This window comes from Methylocystis sp. H4A, from assembly GCF_015709545.1.
Classification (GTDB): Bacteria; Pseudomonadota; Alphaproteobacteria; order Rhizobiales; family Beijerinckiaceae; genus Methylocystis; species Methylocystis silviterrae.
Map to the genome: position 1 here is coordinate 602,696 of NZ_JADNQY010000028.1, position 16,220 is coordinate 618,915.

Here is a 16,220-nt window from a genome sequence, read left to right on the forward strand (position 1 = left end):
GCTGGTCCCGGCTGTGTCGCCTTCCGCTTAAGGCGCGACCAATTCATGTACGCTGAACAGATTTAGCTCATCCTTCCACACGCGCAGAGGGGTCCATCCCGCCGCCTGCGCGATCAGACGGAACTCCTCGATCGTGTATTTGTAAGCGCTCTCAGTGTGAATCGTCTCCGCTGCCCGGAAGCGAATTTTTCTGTCTGCCACCCAGACGTCCTGATCCTTCACGCTGACGAGATGCATTTCAATGCGTCCTTCGAAGGGCTCGTAGGTCGCAGCATGGCGAAATGCTTGAAGATCGAACGTCGCATCGAGTTCACGATTGATGCGCGCAAGGAGATTGAGATTGAATGCGGCGGTGACGCCATTGGCGTCATCATAGGCTGCAACAAGCTGGCGAACGTCCTTTTTCAGATCGACGCCGATGATCAGCTTTCCGCGCGGCGCAAGCGTCTCTCGCATCGCTCGTAGCAACTGCGTCGCCTCCGCGGGGACGAAATTGCCGATCGTCGATCCAGGGAAAAATCCCAGCTTAGGCCGTGGCGCCAGTTCGGGAGGAAGCTCGATCGGATGCGAAAAATCAGCCAATAGCAGCTGGATGTTGAGCCCCGAAAATCGAGCCGTCAGCCGCTCTCGAGCATCCGTGAGAGCGCTCTCCGAGATATCGATCGGCACATAGGCGTGTAGACGCCGCATGTGTCCGAGCAGGATTTCCGTCTTGATGCTCGAACCAGAGCCAAACTCGACGAGAACCGTCTCTCCGAGCGCTCCCTCGAGCATCTGCATCGCATTGGCTGTGAGAATCCCAACCTCAACTCTTGTGGGATAGTACTCAGGCTGGCGCGTAATGTCTTCGAAAAGCGCGCTGCCTTTAGCGTCATAAAAGAAGCGACAGGGAAGACTCTTCTTCGGCCGGGACAGGCCCTCGAGCACGCTAACGGCGAAGTCGTCCGCTTGCCGCACGAGCGGCGCTGAGCGTTCCGTCGCCTCTGACATCACGCAATCTCCGAAGCGAGGCGTAGTCCCAAAAACTGCCAACGCTGATGGGGGTAAAAGAAGTTGCGGTAGCTCGGGCGGACGTGATCTTGCGGGGTCACACAGGAGCCGCCGCGCAACACGTGCTGACCAACCATGAACTTGCCGTTGTATTCTCCCAGCGCTCCTTCAGGGGCGCGATAGCCCGGATAAGGCAGATAGGCGCTCTGGGTCCATTCCCAGACGTCGCCGAACATCTGACGAGGCGATCCATTTGGTTCGGCTTCAGCCGGCATCGGACGCAATGCCGCCGTTTCAAGAAAATTTCCCTGCTTGGGCGCTATGGCCGCCGCGACCTCCCATTCGAATTCGGTCGGCAATCGTTTGCCAGACCAGCGCGCAAAAGCATCGGCTTCGTAGTAGCTCACATGCGCAACCGGCGCATCGAGGCTTAGCGGCTGCAGTCCTTCGAGCGACATCTCAAACCACTCTCTGTCACGAGACTCCCAATAGAGCGGCGCATGCCAGTTTTCGCGCGTGATCGCGGCCCAGCCATCGGACAGCCATAGGGTCGCCGTTTCGTAGCCGCCGTCGGCGACGAACGCCAACCATTCCCAGTTTGTGACTAGGCGATCCGCAAGCCGGAACGGGCGGAGGAGCACATCATGGCGGGGCCCCTCATTGTCCCAAGCGAAATCCTTTCCCTCGTGGCCGATCTGGTAGACGCCGCCGGCAAAATCAATCCAGCGTAGCGGTTCACGTGGCGCCGGAATGGAGCGCGGCTGAGTTGGGCGGTAGGCTGGCCTGAGGGGATTTGCGGCGAAAAGGGAGAGGATGTCTGTGAGCATCAGCTCCTGATGTTGCTGCTCGTGATGAATCCCGACCTCGAGCGTATGGATCAAGGCTGGCGGCGGGTCGGTTTGCTCAGCAAGGAGCTGCGTCAACGCTAGGTCGACATGCTGCCGATAGGCGAGAACCCGATCGAGCGACGGCCTGGTGAGAAGTCCGCGCTTCGGCCTCGGCTGCCGGGGGCCCTGGTGCTCATAGTAGGAGTTGAAGCAATAGTTGAACGCCGCATCGAACAGCGGATAGCCAGTCAGATAGGGCGTCAAGACAAAGGTTTCGAAAAACCAGCTTGTATGAGCGAGATGCCATTTGGTCGGACTGGCGTCTTCCATCGCTTGGACGACCATGTCTTCGGCGCTGAGCGGAGCCGCAAGTTCGATGGAAAGTCTGCGGGTTTCAAAAAGACGATCGCTCAAGGCGTTGGAGGCGCTCGCCGAAAGCTGTGTCTCCGGGACCAAGGCTAATCCACCCATCAACATCTCTCCAAGAAGCAAGCCGAACCCGAGCTGCATGCCCGGACAAGGTGAGCATATAGGGCGAGGCGATCAATCTAAGATCCGTGTAAGGACTGACCCCGCTGGTCAGCCATCGAGTTCAGGATAATGACGAAATATACCTTGCTCATTGAATTTCACCCGGCGATCGCTCTCGAGGTATGCGCGAATGCGCGGGCGTTGCGCGACCATCATGCGAAGAGCGGAGACTCGCGGCGACTCGGCCAGGATGGCTTTTGTTGTCTTGGGAAACGCATAGAGCAAGCCTTCGACGACCTGGAACAGGGAAAGGTCGGCGTAGCTTAAGGTATCGCCGACGAGATGCGCGTCACCGTCGGGATTGCGTGCGAGAATCGTTTCGAACCAATCAAGATATTTTTGTATCCGTTCCTCGCGGAACCACTTCGCTCTGCGTGAGGCCTCGGGTCTCTGTTCCTCGTAGTACAAATCGCCGCCTAAAGGGTGATGTGTATCGTGAGCTTCGCCGACCAAATCAGCGATCGTCAACTGAATTTGGTGAACCCAAAGTCTGCGCGCCGCATCTCTCGGAGCGAGATCGTGACGATCGCCGAGATAAAGCAATATTGTGGCGGTCTGTCCGACGATCACATGTCCGTCTTTCAAGAACGGCGGTGCGAATGACGGATGGGCGAGGTCGCTTCGTTCGAGGAAGGCTATAAGCGTCGCCTCGGCGTGTGGCTCACGCGCCACATCAATATAACTGGCGCCGGCTTCTTCCAGCGCGAGCCTGACGAATTCCCCACGCCCCTGAATGCCGGGCCAATAATAGAGTTCATAGCGCATGACGGGGCCTGCGATTTCGTCGCGGCCGGAAGCCTCTTGCATCGGAGCCTCTTCCTGAACGTCGATCGCTTGATGGCCGCTTATGCTGCAACATATTGCTTGAGCCGCACGCATCAAGGTCGCGCAGCTCTTTGAGGCGCATGGAAGCCCGGACGCAGTCACGCAGCGTCTTTCCATCGTCGCGCGCGCAGTGACAAGCGGCCCATTTGCAGGACGAATTCTGCGCCGCGAACAGCTCTTAAAGATTCTCAATGTTCAATCGCGAACGCGCTGCTTCCAAATCAGTGGTCGCATCAATGTCGATATAGGCGCTTTCATCAAATACGTGCGCCTGCTTTTGAGCATCCTCGCAATTCTGGAGTAAATGCTTGGCGCCCGGCGATCCAGAGAGCGACGCCAGCGAAGGGAAGAATCGTCGGGGCCATAAAGCAGGGTTGCGCTGCTCGTCCTTGGACGTCGTTGGATAAGTGATCAACGCTCCCCGGCTTTCCATAAAGACGGTCATCAGGTCTTTGATCAGATCCGATGTCAAAAAGGGCAGATCGCCCGGGACCACAAACGCTCCTTGTGTTTGCTGGCCGAGCGCCATTATGCCGACGGCGATCGACGACCCCATGCCGCTTTCCCAGTTCAAATTGTGTGCAAATCGCAGCGGCAAGCCTTCGAGAGCTTTTTCGATCAGCAGGCGATCGCAGCCGGTAACAACGATGATTTCAACACCGCTGCAGACGACTGTTTCGGCCACCCTGCGGATGAGCGGCTTCCCGCCAAGGTCGGAGAGAAGCTTGTTGTTCTCCCCAAATCGCTTTGAGGCTCCAGCAGCCAAGAGCACAGCTGCAATATTCACCCTTGCCTCGTTTCGCGCGCGACCTGCACAATCTCCGCGAGAATGGAGACGGCGATCTCAGCTGGTCCCTTCGCGCCAATCGGCAGTCCGACCGGGGCGCTGATGCGCGCGAGTTCCGCATCGTTGAAGCCTGCGGCGGTGAGACGCTGCAAGCGTTTGGCGTGTGTCCGCGTCGAGCCCAGGGCGCCAATATACAGACAGTGCGAGCGCAGCGCCTCGGTGAGCGCTTCATCGTCAATGGCGGCGGCGTGGGTCAGAGTGACGACAGCGGTCCTTGGGTCGAGCCCCAAGGCCTTCAGCGAGATTTCAGGCCAGTCGGTGAGATTTTTCAAATCGCCGAGGCGGTCGGCGCTCGCAAATGCGGCGCGCGGGTCGACGACGACGACGTCGTAACCAATGCGGTTCGCCAAATCAGCAAGCACCTGGCCGACATGCGTCGCGCCAACGATGACGACGCGAACTGGCGGGGTGAGCGCGTGCAAGAAGACCGGAGCATCTCCAAGAGAGAGAAGCCGGCTCTCACACGAAACGAGGCATTGGGCGATCTCGGCCGGCATCGGCGCCCCGGTGTCGAATAGGCGCCGCTCGCCGGTCGCAAGCGTCGTGAGCACGGCAAGCGACGTCCGCGCGCGGCGCGCTGAAAACACTCTGTCGAGAAAAGCTGAATCTCGCTCACGCTGCAGAGGCTCGACGTAGATGCTGATAGCGCCGCCGCAGGGCAGGCCGGCCTTCCACGCCAGTTCCTCTCCGACTCCGAACTCTAGCAGCTTCGGTCTGTCGCGCGCCAGAACGTCCGCCGCTTCGGTAATCACGTCCACTTCGACGCAACCGCCGGAGACAGAGCCCTCGAATTGACCGCCTGGACCGATGGCCATTTGGCCGCCGACCGGTACGGGCGACGAGCCCCAGGTGGAGACGACGGTCGCCAAAGCCGCCTGTCCGAATTCCTCCAGCCATCTGCGGGCGCTCGTGAGCGCGTCTTTCGACTGCCCGGGGTCTGGCACGTAAGCAAGCTCCGCTGAGGAAGGCGTGATGTCGCCTGCAGTCTTCCGTGCATGGCCTGATCCGAGACGCGGAACTAGAACCGCCAGCACTGGGATTGGTTCCCTTGCAGCTTCAGGAGACGATCGCAAATCAGATTGAGAATATGCGTCCTGGCTCGCGCGTCGCGCCTGACTGGGCGGCGATCATTGATCTGCTTACCGGAAAAGCCTGTTGCCAGACGTAAAGCAGGAGGTCCTGTTTTACGATCGCTGTTGCAGGTCATCCGTGTGGAAACACGGTGAGTACGATCGTCGATCAATCGGATCGATTTTCTTGGGTGAGTCTTTGAGGCGCTCGAAATTCGAGGTCACTTCTGTTCGACACACGCGCCGTTGATTGAGACCGTCATCTCGTGGGAGGCGGCGTTCACGGCATATAATTCCACTGCGCCGGTGGAACGGTTGATGTTGCCTCCCTGATTCTTCTTATTTTTAAAGACGTAAAAGGCGTCATTCTTTCGAATGAGGGAAAAATTGCTGTCGAGGGCGCTGACGTTATTCAGCTTCACCGCGGCGCCTCTTATCTCGATGGAAAATGGCGCGGACTGGCTTGGGTCGCTCTGTTGAGCGGAGACCTCGCATTGATACGTCACCGGCGCATCTTCAGCGAAGGCCCAACCCGAGCAGAACAAAGATATGATCGTCACAATGGATAGTCGTGATTTCATTTCGCATGTCCTTTTCTTTGGATGTGTCGCCCTGCGCGCGCCGATGGGCGTCAACCGATATTGCTGGCAGGCGGCGCCGTTGTCGCGAGATCGGCGCCAACCCAATCTGTGAGAACGCATTTCGGATTCAGTTCGTCCATTTGGTGAGCGTCTATGAACGGGTCTCTCGCGCCGGGGTTTCGTCGCGGGATCACCTGTTTGGACGCGAGAACAATTTGCCCACGCCGAGACCGGCCGCCAGGTTCAGAGGCTGTGAGGCGTTCTTGCGATTCGGCTAGGGCCAAGTCCCGGATTGTCGAGAACCATTTTGTTGGTTCTTCGAAAAAGCCACGTTAAAACAGCGAACTAGGATAGTGGTGGAGCCAGACGGAATCGAACCGACGACCTCTTCAATGCCATTGAAGCGCTCTCCCAACTGAGCTATGGCCCCGTTCTATTCGGACGCCTCTTGGGGGAGGCCGGACGGCTTGACGTCGTCGCGCGCTGTATAGTTCAGCCGCGCGTCGCCTGCAAGCCCGCTTAAAGAGGGCCGCCGATCCGCCGTGGCCGGACTATCGGGTCTGGCGATGAAGTGTCTGCGCCAGCCTCCAGTCCACAGACGGTCGCCAGGGAGCCGTCATCGGCTGCAAGATGCGCGGTCGTTCGCGGGCAGATCGTAAATGACGGGAGTGCGCGTTCAAGTGAAGACAGAACTCTCAGCGCTTCTCTGCGAGAAAGGAATTCACGGTTTCCAGGAATTTCGCCACGGAGATCGGTTTTGACAAATAGGCTTCGCAGCCGCCCTGAAGGATTTTTTCCTCGTCGCCCTTCATCGCAAAGGCGGTGATCGCGATGACGGGAATGGCGCGCAGATCATCGTCCTCCTTGAGCATGCGGGTGACTTCCAGACCGCTGATCTCGGGCAGCTGGATGTCCATCAGGATCAGATCCGGCCGGTGATTGCGCGCGAGGGATATCGCTTCGAAGCCGCTCTTTGTTTGCAGCGTCGCATGGCCGTTGGCCTCCAAGAGATCATTAAAGAGCTTCATATTGAGCTCGTTATCCTCGACGATGAGGATGGTCTTGGTCATTTCCCTTCGGCCCGTGTTTCCGCGTGCGATCGATCTCACCTAGCATAGGCGGATTAATGAAAAGCGCCAGAAATCCGCGCATTTCTAATGGTTTTGCGATCGGGCCATGCTTGCAGGCAATTCCAGGCTCCTCTAAACGGTTCGGACCATAGGGCGCAGCCCGGAGCAGGGTTCAAGCTCCGCTTAGGCGAATAGCTGCAGGTTCAGCAGCGCTCTCGCTCGCGTTGGAGGCGCGAGTCCATGACGCTTCTGAGTCCATGACGCTTCTCATGCCGAAGCCCGAGCCGGCGATTATGTCGCGGCGCAATGAACTCATTGCGCGACTCGCTGCCATACTGCCTCGCGAAAGCCTTATCGTCGACGAGGTCGCGCGCCGCGCCTACGAGTGCGACGCGTTCACCATGTATCGGGCGCTCCCGCTCGTCGTCACGCTGCCGGAGAGCGTTGAACAGGTGCGCGCGATCATGGCGCTCGCCGCCGAAATGAACGTCAAGGTCGTGCCCCGCGGCGCCGGCACGTCGCTGTCTGGCGGTTCGATGCCGCTCGAGGACGGCATTCTTCTCGGCATGTCCAAGTTCAATCGAATTCTCGAAATCGACTATGAGAACCGCTGCGCGCGGGTCCAGCCAGGCGTTCAAAATTTGGCGATCTCCAAGGCCGTTGAAGCGCAGGGCTTCTATTATGCGCCGGATCCGTCATCGCAGATCGCCTGTTCGATCGGCGGCAATGTCGCCGAGAACGCCGGCGGCGTTCACTGCCTGAAATATGGCCTGACGACTAACAACATCCTCGGGCTCGACGTCGTGCTGATGGGGGGCGACCTGATCAGGCTCGGCGGCAAGCATCTCGACAGCGAAGGCTATGACCTCATCGGCCTGATGACCGGCTCCGAGGGATTGCTCGGCGTCGTCACGGAGGTGACCGTGCGGCTGCTGCAAAGGCCGCCTGTTGCGCGGGGGCTGCTGCTCGGCTTTGCGAGCGTGGCGGCGGGGGCGCGCTGCGTTGGCGCGATCATTGCGCGCGGCGTCATCCCCGCTGGCCTCGAAATGATGGACAAGGCGACGATCCATGCGGTCGAGCGCTTCCAGCCCTGCGGCTATCCGCTCGACGCCGCAGCGCTGGTCATCGTCGAGCTCGACGGGCCGCAGGCCGAAGTCGATCATCTCGTCGGCGTCGTGCAGGATATCGCGCGCGAGGAAGGCGCAACCACGATACGGGCTTCGACAAGCGAGGCCGAGCGCCTGCAGTTCTGGGCAGGACGCAAGAACGCCTTTCCGGCGGTGAGCTGCATCGCGCCCGACTATCTTTGCATGGACGGCACGATCCCGCGGGCGCGGCTGCCAGAAGCGCTCGCCGGCATGGATCGGCTCGCCAAAGAGCAGGGGCTGAGCGTCGCCAATGTCTTTCACGCCGGCGACGGCAATCTCCACCCGCTCATTCTCTATGACGCGTCGAAAGAGGGCGACATTGAGCGCGCGGAAAAGCTCGGTTTCGAGATCTTGCGCTTGTGCGTCTCGCTGGGCGGCGTTCTCACTGGCGAACATGGCGTCGGCGTCGAGAAGCGTGACCTCATGGGCGAGATGTTCACCGAGGTGGATCTCGCGCAGCAGATGCGGCTGAAATGCGCTTTTGACCCGGAGGGCCGGCTGAATCCGGGCAAGGTGTTTCCGACGCTGCATCGTTGCGCTGAACTCGGGATGATGCATGTCTCGGGCGGCAAAATGCCCTTTCCCAACCTGCCGAGATTTTAGCGATGCCGTCCACTTGCGCGACGCTCGAAATCCGCGACGAGGCGGACGCCGTTGACGCGATTTGCGCGGCAAAGGCGAAAGGCGACTGCTGCGCGATCGTCGGCGGCGGCTCCAAGTCGGGGCTTGGCCGCTACGCACCGCAAGCGCAGGCGCTCTCCACAGCCGCGCTGACCGGCGTGACGCTCTATGAGCCCAATGAACTCGTGCTCTCGGCGCGCGCCGGCGCCCGCCTCAGTGAGATTGAAGCGCTGCTGGACCAGCATGGACAGCAGCTCGCCTTCGAGCCAATGGATTACGGACTGGTCTTTCGCGCTGAAGCGGGCGGCGCCACGATCGGCGGCGCCATCGCGGTGAACGCCGCCGGCCCGCGGCGGATCAAAGCCGGCGCGGCGCGCGATCATCTGCTCGGGTTCCGCTGCGTCACCGGTCGCGGCGAGTTGGTGAAGTCCGGCGGCCGCGTCATGAAGAACGTCACCGGCTACGATCTCTCCAAGCTTGTCTGCGGCTCCTACGGCACGCTGGCGCTTTTGACGGAGCTGACGCTCAAGGTGCTTCCAAAGCCCGAAACCGAATGCACGCTGCTGGCGATCGGCGCGGATGAGGCGGAGAGCCTCGCGCTGCTGCGCCGCGCCACCGCGACGCCCTGCGAGCCTTCCGCGCTCGCCATGCTGCCGGCTGGCGCCGCGCCCTTGGCGCTGAACGCCGATGCGGCCGCCATTCGCCTTGAGGGTCCCGCGATTTCCGTAACGGCGCGCCGCGACGACCTCGTCGCGCGACTGGCGCGCGGCGGGCTCCGATTTGAGACGCTCGACGAATACGACTCGAAGACGCTGTGGCGGGGTTTGCGCGACGCTGCGCCCGTCGCCGCCAAGGTCGGCCAAGTCTGGCGTATGTCCGTCGCGCCGAGCGAAGGTTTCGCGGTTGTCGAGCGCATCCGCCGCGCGGGCGCGCCGATGCTTGCGCATTTCTACGACTGGGCCGGCGGACTGATCTGGCTGTGCCTCGAGACCGCGCCTGACGCGTATGCCGCCGTCGTGCGCAGCGCGGTGAACGCCAGCGGCGGCCATGCGACGCTGATCCGTGCGAGCGAAGAGGTTCGCGCGACGGTCGACGTCTTCCATCCGCAACCGGCGGCGCTCACGGCGCTGACGCGACGCGTCAAGAACAGCTTCGATCCGGCGCATATTTTGGAGCGCTGCCGCATGCGCGCGGAGTTTTAAGAGACGATGCAGACGTTCTTCTCGCTGCAGGCGCTCGCCGATCCCGAAATGGCGGAAACGGAGAAGATTCTGCGCGCCTGCGTGCACTGCGGGTTCTGCTCGGCGACATGTCCGACCTATCTTCTCACCGGCGACGAACTCGACGGGCCGCGGGGCCGCATCTATCTCATCAAGGAGATGTTCGAGAACGAGCGGCCGGCTGACGCGCGCACGGCCCTTCATATCGATCGTTGTCTGTCTTGTCTCTCCTGCATGACGACATGTCCTTCGGGCGTGCATTTCATGCATCTCGTCGATCACGCCCGGGCGCATATCGAAAAAACATATGCGCGACCGTTCGCAGAGCGCGCCCTGCGCGCCGCGCTCGCTTTCGTCTTGCCCCGGCCTTCATTGGCGCGCCCGCTGTTTCGCGTCGCAGCGGCGATCCGCCCCTTGGCGCGCTTGCTGCCGCGCCGACTCGCGGCGCCGTTCGCGCTCGCGCCGTCGAGCCTTCCGCCAGCTTCCAGCGTCGACTCTCCGCAGGTCTTTGCCGCGCAAAGCGCGCGCAAGATGCGCGTTGCTCTACTCAATGGCTGCGTTCAGACGGTTATCGACACATCAATCAATGAAGCGACGATACGGCTGCTCACGCGCCATGGCGTCGAGGTCGTCGTCGCGAAAGGCGCCGGCTGCTGTGGGGCGCTGCCGCATCATCTCGGCAAGGTCGACGATTCGCTGCGCTATGCGCGCGCGAACATCGACGCCTGGTGGCGCGAAATCGACTCTGGCGGACTCGATCATATCGTCGTCAACGCGTCGGGCTGCGGAACGAGCGTGAAGGACTATGGCCATATGTTCCGCAACGATCCGGCTCTCGCGGACAGGGCTGCGCGCATCTCGGCGATGACCAGAGACGTGACGGAGCTGATGACTGAGATTGGCTTTGCGCCGTCGGGCGATGCGCCGAAACTTCGGGTCGCCTACCATTCCGCCTGCTCTCTGCAACATGGGCAGAAGATATCGCAAGAGCCGATCGCGCTGTTGACCGCCGCTGGCTTTAATATCGTCTCCGTTCCGGAGGGACACATTTGCTGCGGTTCGGCGGGAACCTATAATGTGCTGCAGCCGAAACTGGCCGGTGCGTTGCGGTCGCGAAAGGTCGCAAATATAGAGAGCGTCGCGCCGGACATTGTCGCGGCGGGCAACATCGGCTGCATCGTGCAGATCAGGTCGGGTACGCCCGTCCCGGTCGTCCACACAGTGGAATTGCTCGACTGGGCGAGCGGGGGGCCAAAGCCTGACGCGCTCGCTCACGGAGAAATTGGAAGCGCTGTCTTCTGACGCGATCGCCTGTGTCATTCCCCACGCTCGCGAAGCGAGCGATCGGGAATCCAGAGCAAGGCCAAAACTCATGGATTGACTCTGGATTCCCGGTCGGACCTGCGGTCCGCCGGGAATGACACGTCATGTGAACTGATCTAGCGGATCAGTCCGTGTAACTTGGGGCTAACGCAAAAACCCAACAATATCCTTCACCGCATTCATGTTCTCGCGGGCGATGGCGCGGGCGCGTTCGGCACCGTCGCGCAGCACGCCGTCGACATAGCTCTCATCCTCGCGAATGCGGCGCATCTTATCGGTGATCGGCGCGAGCTTGGCGACGGCGAGATCGACAAGCGCGCTCTTGAAGCTCGAGAAATTGGCCCCGCCGAACTCGCCGAGCACATCCGCCTTGCTGCGTCCTGAAAGCGCCGCGAATATGCCGACGAGATTATAGGCCTCGGGGCGCCCTTCGAGGCCCTTTTCCTCGGAAGGCAGCGCGTCGGGGTCGGTCTTCGCTTTCTTCACCTTCTGCGCGATCTGGTCGGCGTCGTCCGAGAGATTGATGCGCGAATAGTCGGAAGCGTCGGACTTCGACATTTTCTTCGTGCCGTCGCGCAGGCTCATCACCCGCGTCGCCGGGCCGGAGATCAGCGGCTCGGGCAGGGGAAAGAACGCCTCGCCAAAGCCGTTGCGCGCGATCGATTCCGAGAAGTCGTTGTTGAACTTCTGCGCGATGTCGCGCGCAAGTTCGAGGTGCTGCTTCTGGTCGTCGCCGACAGGCACATGGGTCGCGCGATAGATCAAAATATCGGCGGCCATCAGCACCGGATAGTCGAGCAGGCCCATGGAGGCGTTCTCGCGATCCTTGCCGGCCTTGTCCTTGAACTGCGTCATGCGGTTGAGCCAGCCGATGCGCGCGACGCAGTTCAACACCCAGGCGAGCTCGGCGTGCTCGGGCACCTGGCTCTGGTTGAAGACGATGTTCTCCTTGGGGTCGATGCCGCAGGCGATGAAGGCGGCGGCGATTTCCCGCGTGTTCGCCTTCAGCGCGATCGGGTCCTGTGGCACCGTGATCGCATGCAGGTCGACGACGCAATACATGCAGTCGAAGTTCTTCTGCAGCTCGACGAATTTGACGATCGCGCCGAGATAGTTGCCGAGATGCAGATTGCCGGTGGACTGCACGCCCGAGAAGACGCGCTGAGGGAAAGGGGACATGGGATTGGCCAAGGTTTTGGGTTTGGCCGGTCTTATGGCGAGAAGCGGGGGCTGAGGCAAGCGTGCTGTTTGGGGGATAGAATTTGTCAAATGCCCCAGCCCCTCATCTCACTTCTCCCCGCAAGAGGGGAGAAGGGGCGTTAGGCGTTGCGCTGGCGACTCCTCTCCCCGCTTGCGGGGAGAGGTACGGTGAGGGGCTCGGGCGATGAGCGCTGGCTAAATCGCGTCACAAAATAAACCGGCTCAGATCCCTGTTCTTCGCCAGATCGCCGATATGCTCCTCAACATAGGCGCCGTCGATCACGACACTGTCGCCCGCGCGGTCCGACGCCGAGAAGCTGATGTCGTCGAGCACGCGCTCCATCACCGTTTGGAGGCGCCGCGCGCCGATGTTCTCGACGGAAGTGTTCACCTGCACGGCCACCTTGGCGATCGCATCGACGGCGGATGGCGCGAATTCGAGCGTCATGCCTTCCGTGCCCAGCAGCGCGGAATATTGTTTCGTCAGGCAGGCTTCGGTTTCGGTCAGAATGCGGCGGAAGTCGTCTTCATTGAGCGAGGCGAGTTCGACGCGGATCGGCAGGCGTCCCTGAAGTTCCGGCAGCAGGTCGGAGGGCTTCGCCACATGGAAGGCGCCGGAGGCGATGAACAGCACATGGTCCGTCTTCACCGTTCCATGTTTCGTCGCGACGGTGGTGCCTTCGATCAGCGGCAGTAGGTCACGCTGCACGCCTTCGCGCGAGACGTCGGCGCCGCCGCGGCCTTCGCGCGCGCAGATCTTGTCCATCTCGTCGATGAAAACGATGCCGTTGTTTTCGACCTCGTGGATCGCCTCGCGGACGCTCGCTTCCTGATCGATCAGCTTGTCGCTCTCTTCGGCGATCAGAGGTCCCTGCGCCTCTTTGACCGAGAGTTTGCGCGGCTTGCCGCGCTGCATCGCCTTGCCGAAAATATCGCCGAGCGAAAAGGCGGAGACGCTGGCGCCGGGCATGTTCGGCAGTTCGAACATCGGCATCGAGGAGCCCGACTGCGTCAGCTCGACTTCGATTTCCTTGTCGTCGAGTTCGCCCGCGCGCAGGCGGCGGCGAAACGTTTCACGCGTGCCGGGCGATGCGGCGGGCCCCACCAACGCATCGAGCGTGCGCTCTTCGGCCGCTTGCTGCGCGCGCGCCTGCACGTCCTTACGGCGGCGCTCCTTGACCATCAGGATGGCGACCTCGACCAGATCGCGCACAATCTGTTCGACGTCGCGGCCGACATAGCCGACCTCGGTGAATTTCGTCGCTTCGACTTTGATGAAGGGCGCATTGGCGAGCCGCGCGAGACGGCGGGCGATCTCTGTCTTGCCGCAGCCTGTCGGGCCGATCATCAGGATGTTCTTCGGCAGCACCTCTTCGCGCATCTGGCCTTCGAGCTGCAGCCGCCGCCAGCGGTTGCGCAGCGCGATGGCGACGGCGCGCTTTGCATCGCTTTGCCCAACGATATAGCGATCAAGTTCGGAAACGATCTCGCGCGGCGAGAAGTCGGCCATGGTGAGTTCCTTCGGCTCGGCAGTCGGCGTTTGGCGGCAGCATGTTGCGGCAATGTCATCCGATCGCCGAATCCCTATTGCCGACCGCCTTAGATCTTTTCCACCACCACATTCTGGTTGGTATAGACGCAAATCTCGGAGGCGATCACCATTGCGCGGCGCGCGATGGTTTCGGCGTCGAGCGGCGAATCGAGCAGGGCGCGTCCGGCGGCGAGCGCGTAGTTTCCGCCCGAACCAATGGCGGCCACCGCGCCCTCGCCGGTGCTTTCCGGCTCAAGCACGTCGCCAGAGCCGGTCAGCACGAGGCCGACGCTCTTGTCGGCGACGAGCATCATCGCCTCCAGGCGCCGCAGATAGCGGTCCATGCGCCAGTCCTTGGCGAGTTCGACGCAGGCCCTCATCAATTGTCCGGGATATTGTTCGAGCTTCGATTCAAGCCGTTCGAAGAGGGTGAAGGCGTCGGCGGTCGCGCCGGCGAAACCGGCGATCACGTCGCCCTTGCCAAGACGGCGCACTTTCTTGGCGTTGCCCTTCATGATCGTTTGGCCGAGGCTGACCTGGCCATCGCCGGCGATCACCGTTTCTCCGGCTTTCTTGACGAGGATGATCGTCGTCGCGTGCATGGCCGCAAAGCGGTGTTTTTCGCTATCCATTCGCCTCATCCAGCCTGAGATGTTCAGCCGATGTAAGGTTTGGCGGCGATTTGAGCAAGGGCGGAGCGGCGACAGGGCAGCCGCGCAATTCGCCAGTTGGGCGGGCGTTCACTGCAAGACTCACTCGCGCGGGGCGCCGGCGAGCGGCGCGGGAAAATCCAGGACCTCGCGCGTATAGGTCTCATGCACCTCGGAGAGAGGACGTTGGTCGCGCGCATAGACCACGGCCGTGTGCTCGAAGAGGTCGTGCGGAATGGAGAGCGCGCCGCCGGCATTTTCAGTCGAGGCCGTCGGGATGGCCGAAAGCTCCCAGCCTTCAGGCAAGGGCGACCAGCGCATCTTCATATCGATCGTGCGACGGAACGGCTGCAGCGGAGCGATGGCCTTACCGAAGGGCGTTTCCGTCATTTCCAGCGTGCGGTTCATTTCATCGGAAAGCCGCCCAGGCACATACCAATTGTCGGCCTCCGAGAGCACGTGATCGCCGCAGGCGAGCTGCACGCGCCGGTATTTCACCGGCTCCTCGTCGCTGACGTCGAGCCGCTGGCGCGTGTCCGCGCTCGGCTGCTGCTCGATTCCGGCAACGCGGCGGGCGATGATCTTGGGCTCGGCGGACATCTTGTGATCGGCGCACCATTTCTCAAGCGTCGCCGTGGCGCTGCGGCTTGCGAGCAGGGAGGCGTTGAGCGTTTGCATGAGCGCCAGCGCTTCGATGCGCGGCACGAAGCCGTCCCGCCAAGGCTCGCCGGCGGCCGGAATGGATATCAAAGACGCCGCGAGGATCGCGAAACCGAGCCTAAGTCGCATGTTTAAGCCTCCTTGCGGCGCTGCGGCGCCGCAGATTCTCGCCACGCCTTCGCGATTCTGCCGGCCGCCACCGGCCGAAGTCGCCGCCGCTGCGGCATTTAGCGTCTTCTTGATGCGTTGTCGCGAAGGTACAAGCGCCTGCGGGCGTCGGAGATATTGCCGTGGTCGCGCTTAACCAGGGAATCGACGCGACCAGACGGACCATTCTTTGTTTTGTGTCCGATCCGCCGACAAGCGGCGGTCGTTGGCGCGCATCTCGCTTCTCTTGACGCCCGAGCGGTTCGGGTGGCGAATCCAGGGCGGAGTTGCTACAAGCTGGCCGCTTGCGGCCGCAGTCGCCGGAAACGCCGGTAGGGCCCAAGAAAAGGTCGGAAATGCGCAGCGCCACGATCGAGCGCAACACCAAGGAAACCAAAATCTCGGTCACCGTCGACCTCGACGGGGACGGCCGCTCGGACATATCGACCGGCGTGGGATTTTTCGATCATATGCTCGACCAGATCGCGCGTCATGCGCCGCTGGATCTTGCCGTGCGCGCTGAGGGCGATCTGCATATCGACGGCCATCACACGGTCGAGGACGTCGGCATCGCCATCGGCCAGGCGGTGGATCGCGCGCTTGCAGACCGCAAGGGCATTTCCCGTTATGGCGACGCGCATGTGCCGCTCGACGAGGCCCTGACCCGCGTCGTCGTGGACGTCTCGGGCCGGCCCTTTCTCGTTTACGAAGTCGCATTTCCGGCGCAGCGGATCGGCGGCTTTGACACCGAGCTGATGCGCGAATTCTTCCAGGCCTTTGCGGTTCACGCCCGCGTCGGGCTGCACATCGAATGTCTGCGCGGCGTCAACAGCCACCATATCGCCGAAAGCGCCTTCAAGGGCTTCGCGCGCGCCTTCGGCAAGGCGGTGGCGATCGATCCGCGCCGCACGCAGGGGGAAGCGCCTTCCACCAAGGGAACGCTCACCGCCTGAAAACAGGCGTGTGACGCCGACGAGGG

Annotated in this window: 15 protein-coding genes and 1 tRNA gene; 4 read left to right on the forward strand and 12 right to left on the reverse strand. The window is 61.7% G+C overall.

Features of this window, described 5'->3' with window-relative positions:
- Nucleotides 1–27: 27 nt before the first annotated feature.
- The 8 genes from egtD to IYW40_RS19550 all read right to left on the reverse strand — a co-directional run bounded on the left by egtD (nt 28) and on the right by IYW40_RS19550 (nt 6,741).
- Nucleotides 28–990 (reverse strand): L-histidine N(alpha)-methyltransferase, encoded by a 963-nt coding sequence (egtD, locus tag IYW40_RS19515; RefSeq protein ID WP_196401896.1) that lies wholly within the window; start codon nt 988–990, stop codon nt 28–30.
- Entirely contained in the window at nt 990–2,294 is a 1,305-nt protein-coding gene (gene egtB / locus IYW40_RS19520) for an ergothioneine biosynthesis protein EgtB (protein ID WP_196402231.1), read from the reverse strand. Before egtB ends, egtD begins: the two co-directional genes overlap by 1 nt.
- Before the next feature lie 102 nt (nt 2,295–2,396).
- Nucleotides 2,397–3,113 carry a glutathione S-transferase gene (locus IYW40_RS19525; protein ID WP_196401897.1) on the reverse strand — a complete coding sequence of 239 codons (717 nt, stop codon included), beginning with the start codon at nt 3,111–3,113 and terminating at the stop codon, nt 2,397–2,399.
- 238 nt (nt 3,114–3,351) lie between these two features.
- Entirely contained in the window at nt 3,352–3,960 is a 609-nt protein-coding gene (locus IYW40_RS19530; RefSeq protein ID WP_196401898.1) for a nucleotidyltransferase family protein, read from the reverse strand.
- A complete protein-coding gene (locus IYW40_RS19535) occupies nt 3,957–5,054 on the reverse strand; it encodes an XdhC/CoxI family protein (RefSeq protein WP_348644313.1) in 1,098 nt (365 codons plus the stop codon). Before IYW40_RS19535 ends, IYW40_RS19530 begins: the two co-directional genes overlap by 4 nt.
- A gap of 257 nt (nt 5,055–5,311) precedes the next feature.
- Nucleotides 5,312–5,671: a hypothetical protein gene (locus IYW40_RS19540; RefSeq protein WP_196401899.1), complete on the reverse strand. Its 360-nt coding sequence runs from the start codon at nt 5,669–5,671 to the stop codon at nt 5,312–5,314.
- A 354-nt stretch (nt 5,672–6,025) separates the two neighbouring features.
- Nucleotides 6,026–6,101, reverse strand: a tRNA-Ala gene (locus IYW40_RS19545).
- A 265-nt stretch (nt 6,102–6,366) separates the two neighbouring features.
- On the reverse strand, nt 6,367–6,741 hold the full coding sequence (locus IYW40_RS19550; RefSeq protein WP_018409014.1) for a response regulator: 375 nt from the start codon (nt 6,739–6,741) through the stop codon (nt 6,367–6,369).
- Between the two features lie 257 nt (nt 6,742–6,998).
- On the opposite strand from IYW40_RS19550, the gene IYW40_RS19555 reads away from it, so the two are divergent.
- The 3 genes from IYW40_RS19555 to glcF are packed head-to-tail and all read left to right on the forward strand — an operon-like array spanning nt 6,999 to nt 11,032.
- A complete protein-coding gene (locus IYW40_RS19555; RefSeq protein ID WP_196401900.1) occupies nt 6,999–8,492 on the forward strand; it encodes an FAD-linked oxidase C-terminal domain-containing protein in 1,494 nt (497 codons plus the stop codon).
- Between the two features lie 2 nt (nt 8,493–8,494).
- Nucleotides 8,495–9,712 (forward strand): glycolate oxidase subunit GlcE, encoded by a 1,218-nt coding sequence (glcE, locus tag IYW40_RS19560; RefSeq protein WP_196401901.1) that lies wholly within the window; start codon nt 8,495–8,497, stop codon nt 9,710–9,712.
- A gap of 6 nt (nt 9,713–9,718) precedes the next feature.
- On the forward strand, nt 9,719–11,032 hold the full coding sequence (glcF, locus tag IYW40_RS19565; RefSeq protein WP_196401902.1) for a glycolate oxidase subunit GlcF: 1,314 nt from the start codon (nt 9,719–9,721) through the stop codon (nt 11,030–11,032).
- Between the two features lie 165 nt (nt 11,033–11,197).
- On the opposite strand, the gene trpS is transcribed toward glcF, so the two are convergent.
- The 4 genes from trpS to IYW40_RS19585 form a co-directional block, all read right to left on the reverse strand.
- Nucleotides 11,198–12,232: a tryptophan--tRNA ligase gene (gene trpS / locus IYW40_RS19570; protein WP_196401903.1), complete on the reverse strand. Its 1,035-nt coding sequence runs from the start codon at nt 12,230–12,232 to the stop codon at nt 11,198–11,200.
- A gap of 226 nt (nt 12,233–12,458) precedes the next feature.
- Nucleotides 12,459–13,763 carry an ATP-dependent protease ATPase subunit HslU gene (gene hslU / locus IYW40_RS19575; RefSeq protein ID WP_029651373.1) on the reverse strand — a complete coding sequence of 435 codons (1,305 nt, stop codon included), beginning with the start codon at nt 13,761–13,763 and terminating at the stop codon, nt 12,459–12,461.
- Between the two features lie 89 nt (nt 13,764–13,852).
- Nucleotides 13,853–14,416 carry an ATP-dependent protease subunit HslV gene (gene hslV, locus IYW40_RS19580; protein ID WP_196401904.1) on the reverse strand — a complete coding sequence of 188 codons (564 nt, stop codon included), beginning with the start codon at nt 14,414–14,416 and terminating at the stop codon, nt 13,853–13,855.
- Between the two features lie 120 nt (nt 14,417–14,536).
- The gene (locus tag IYW40_RS19585; protein WP_196401905.1) at nt 14,537–15,223 is read right to left on the reverse strand and encodes a hypothetical protein; all 687 of its coding nucleotides are present in this window, start codon (nt 15,221–15,223) and stop codon (nt 14,537–14,539) included.
- 374 nt (nt 15,224–15,597) lie between these two features.
- Between IYW40_RS19585 and hisB the strand changes: the two genes are divergently transcribed.
- Nucleotides 15,598–16,194: an imidazoleglycerol-phosphate dehydratase HisB gene (gene hisB, locus IYW40_RS19590; protein WP_196401906.1), complete on the forward strand. Its 597-nt coding sequence runs from the start codon at nt 15,598–15,600 to the stop codon at nt 16,192–16,194.
- Nucleotides 16,195–16,220 lie beyond the last annotated feature (26 nt).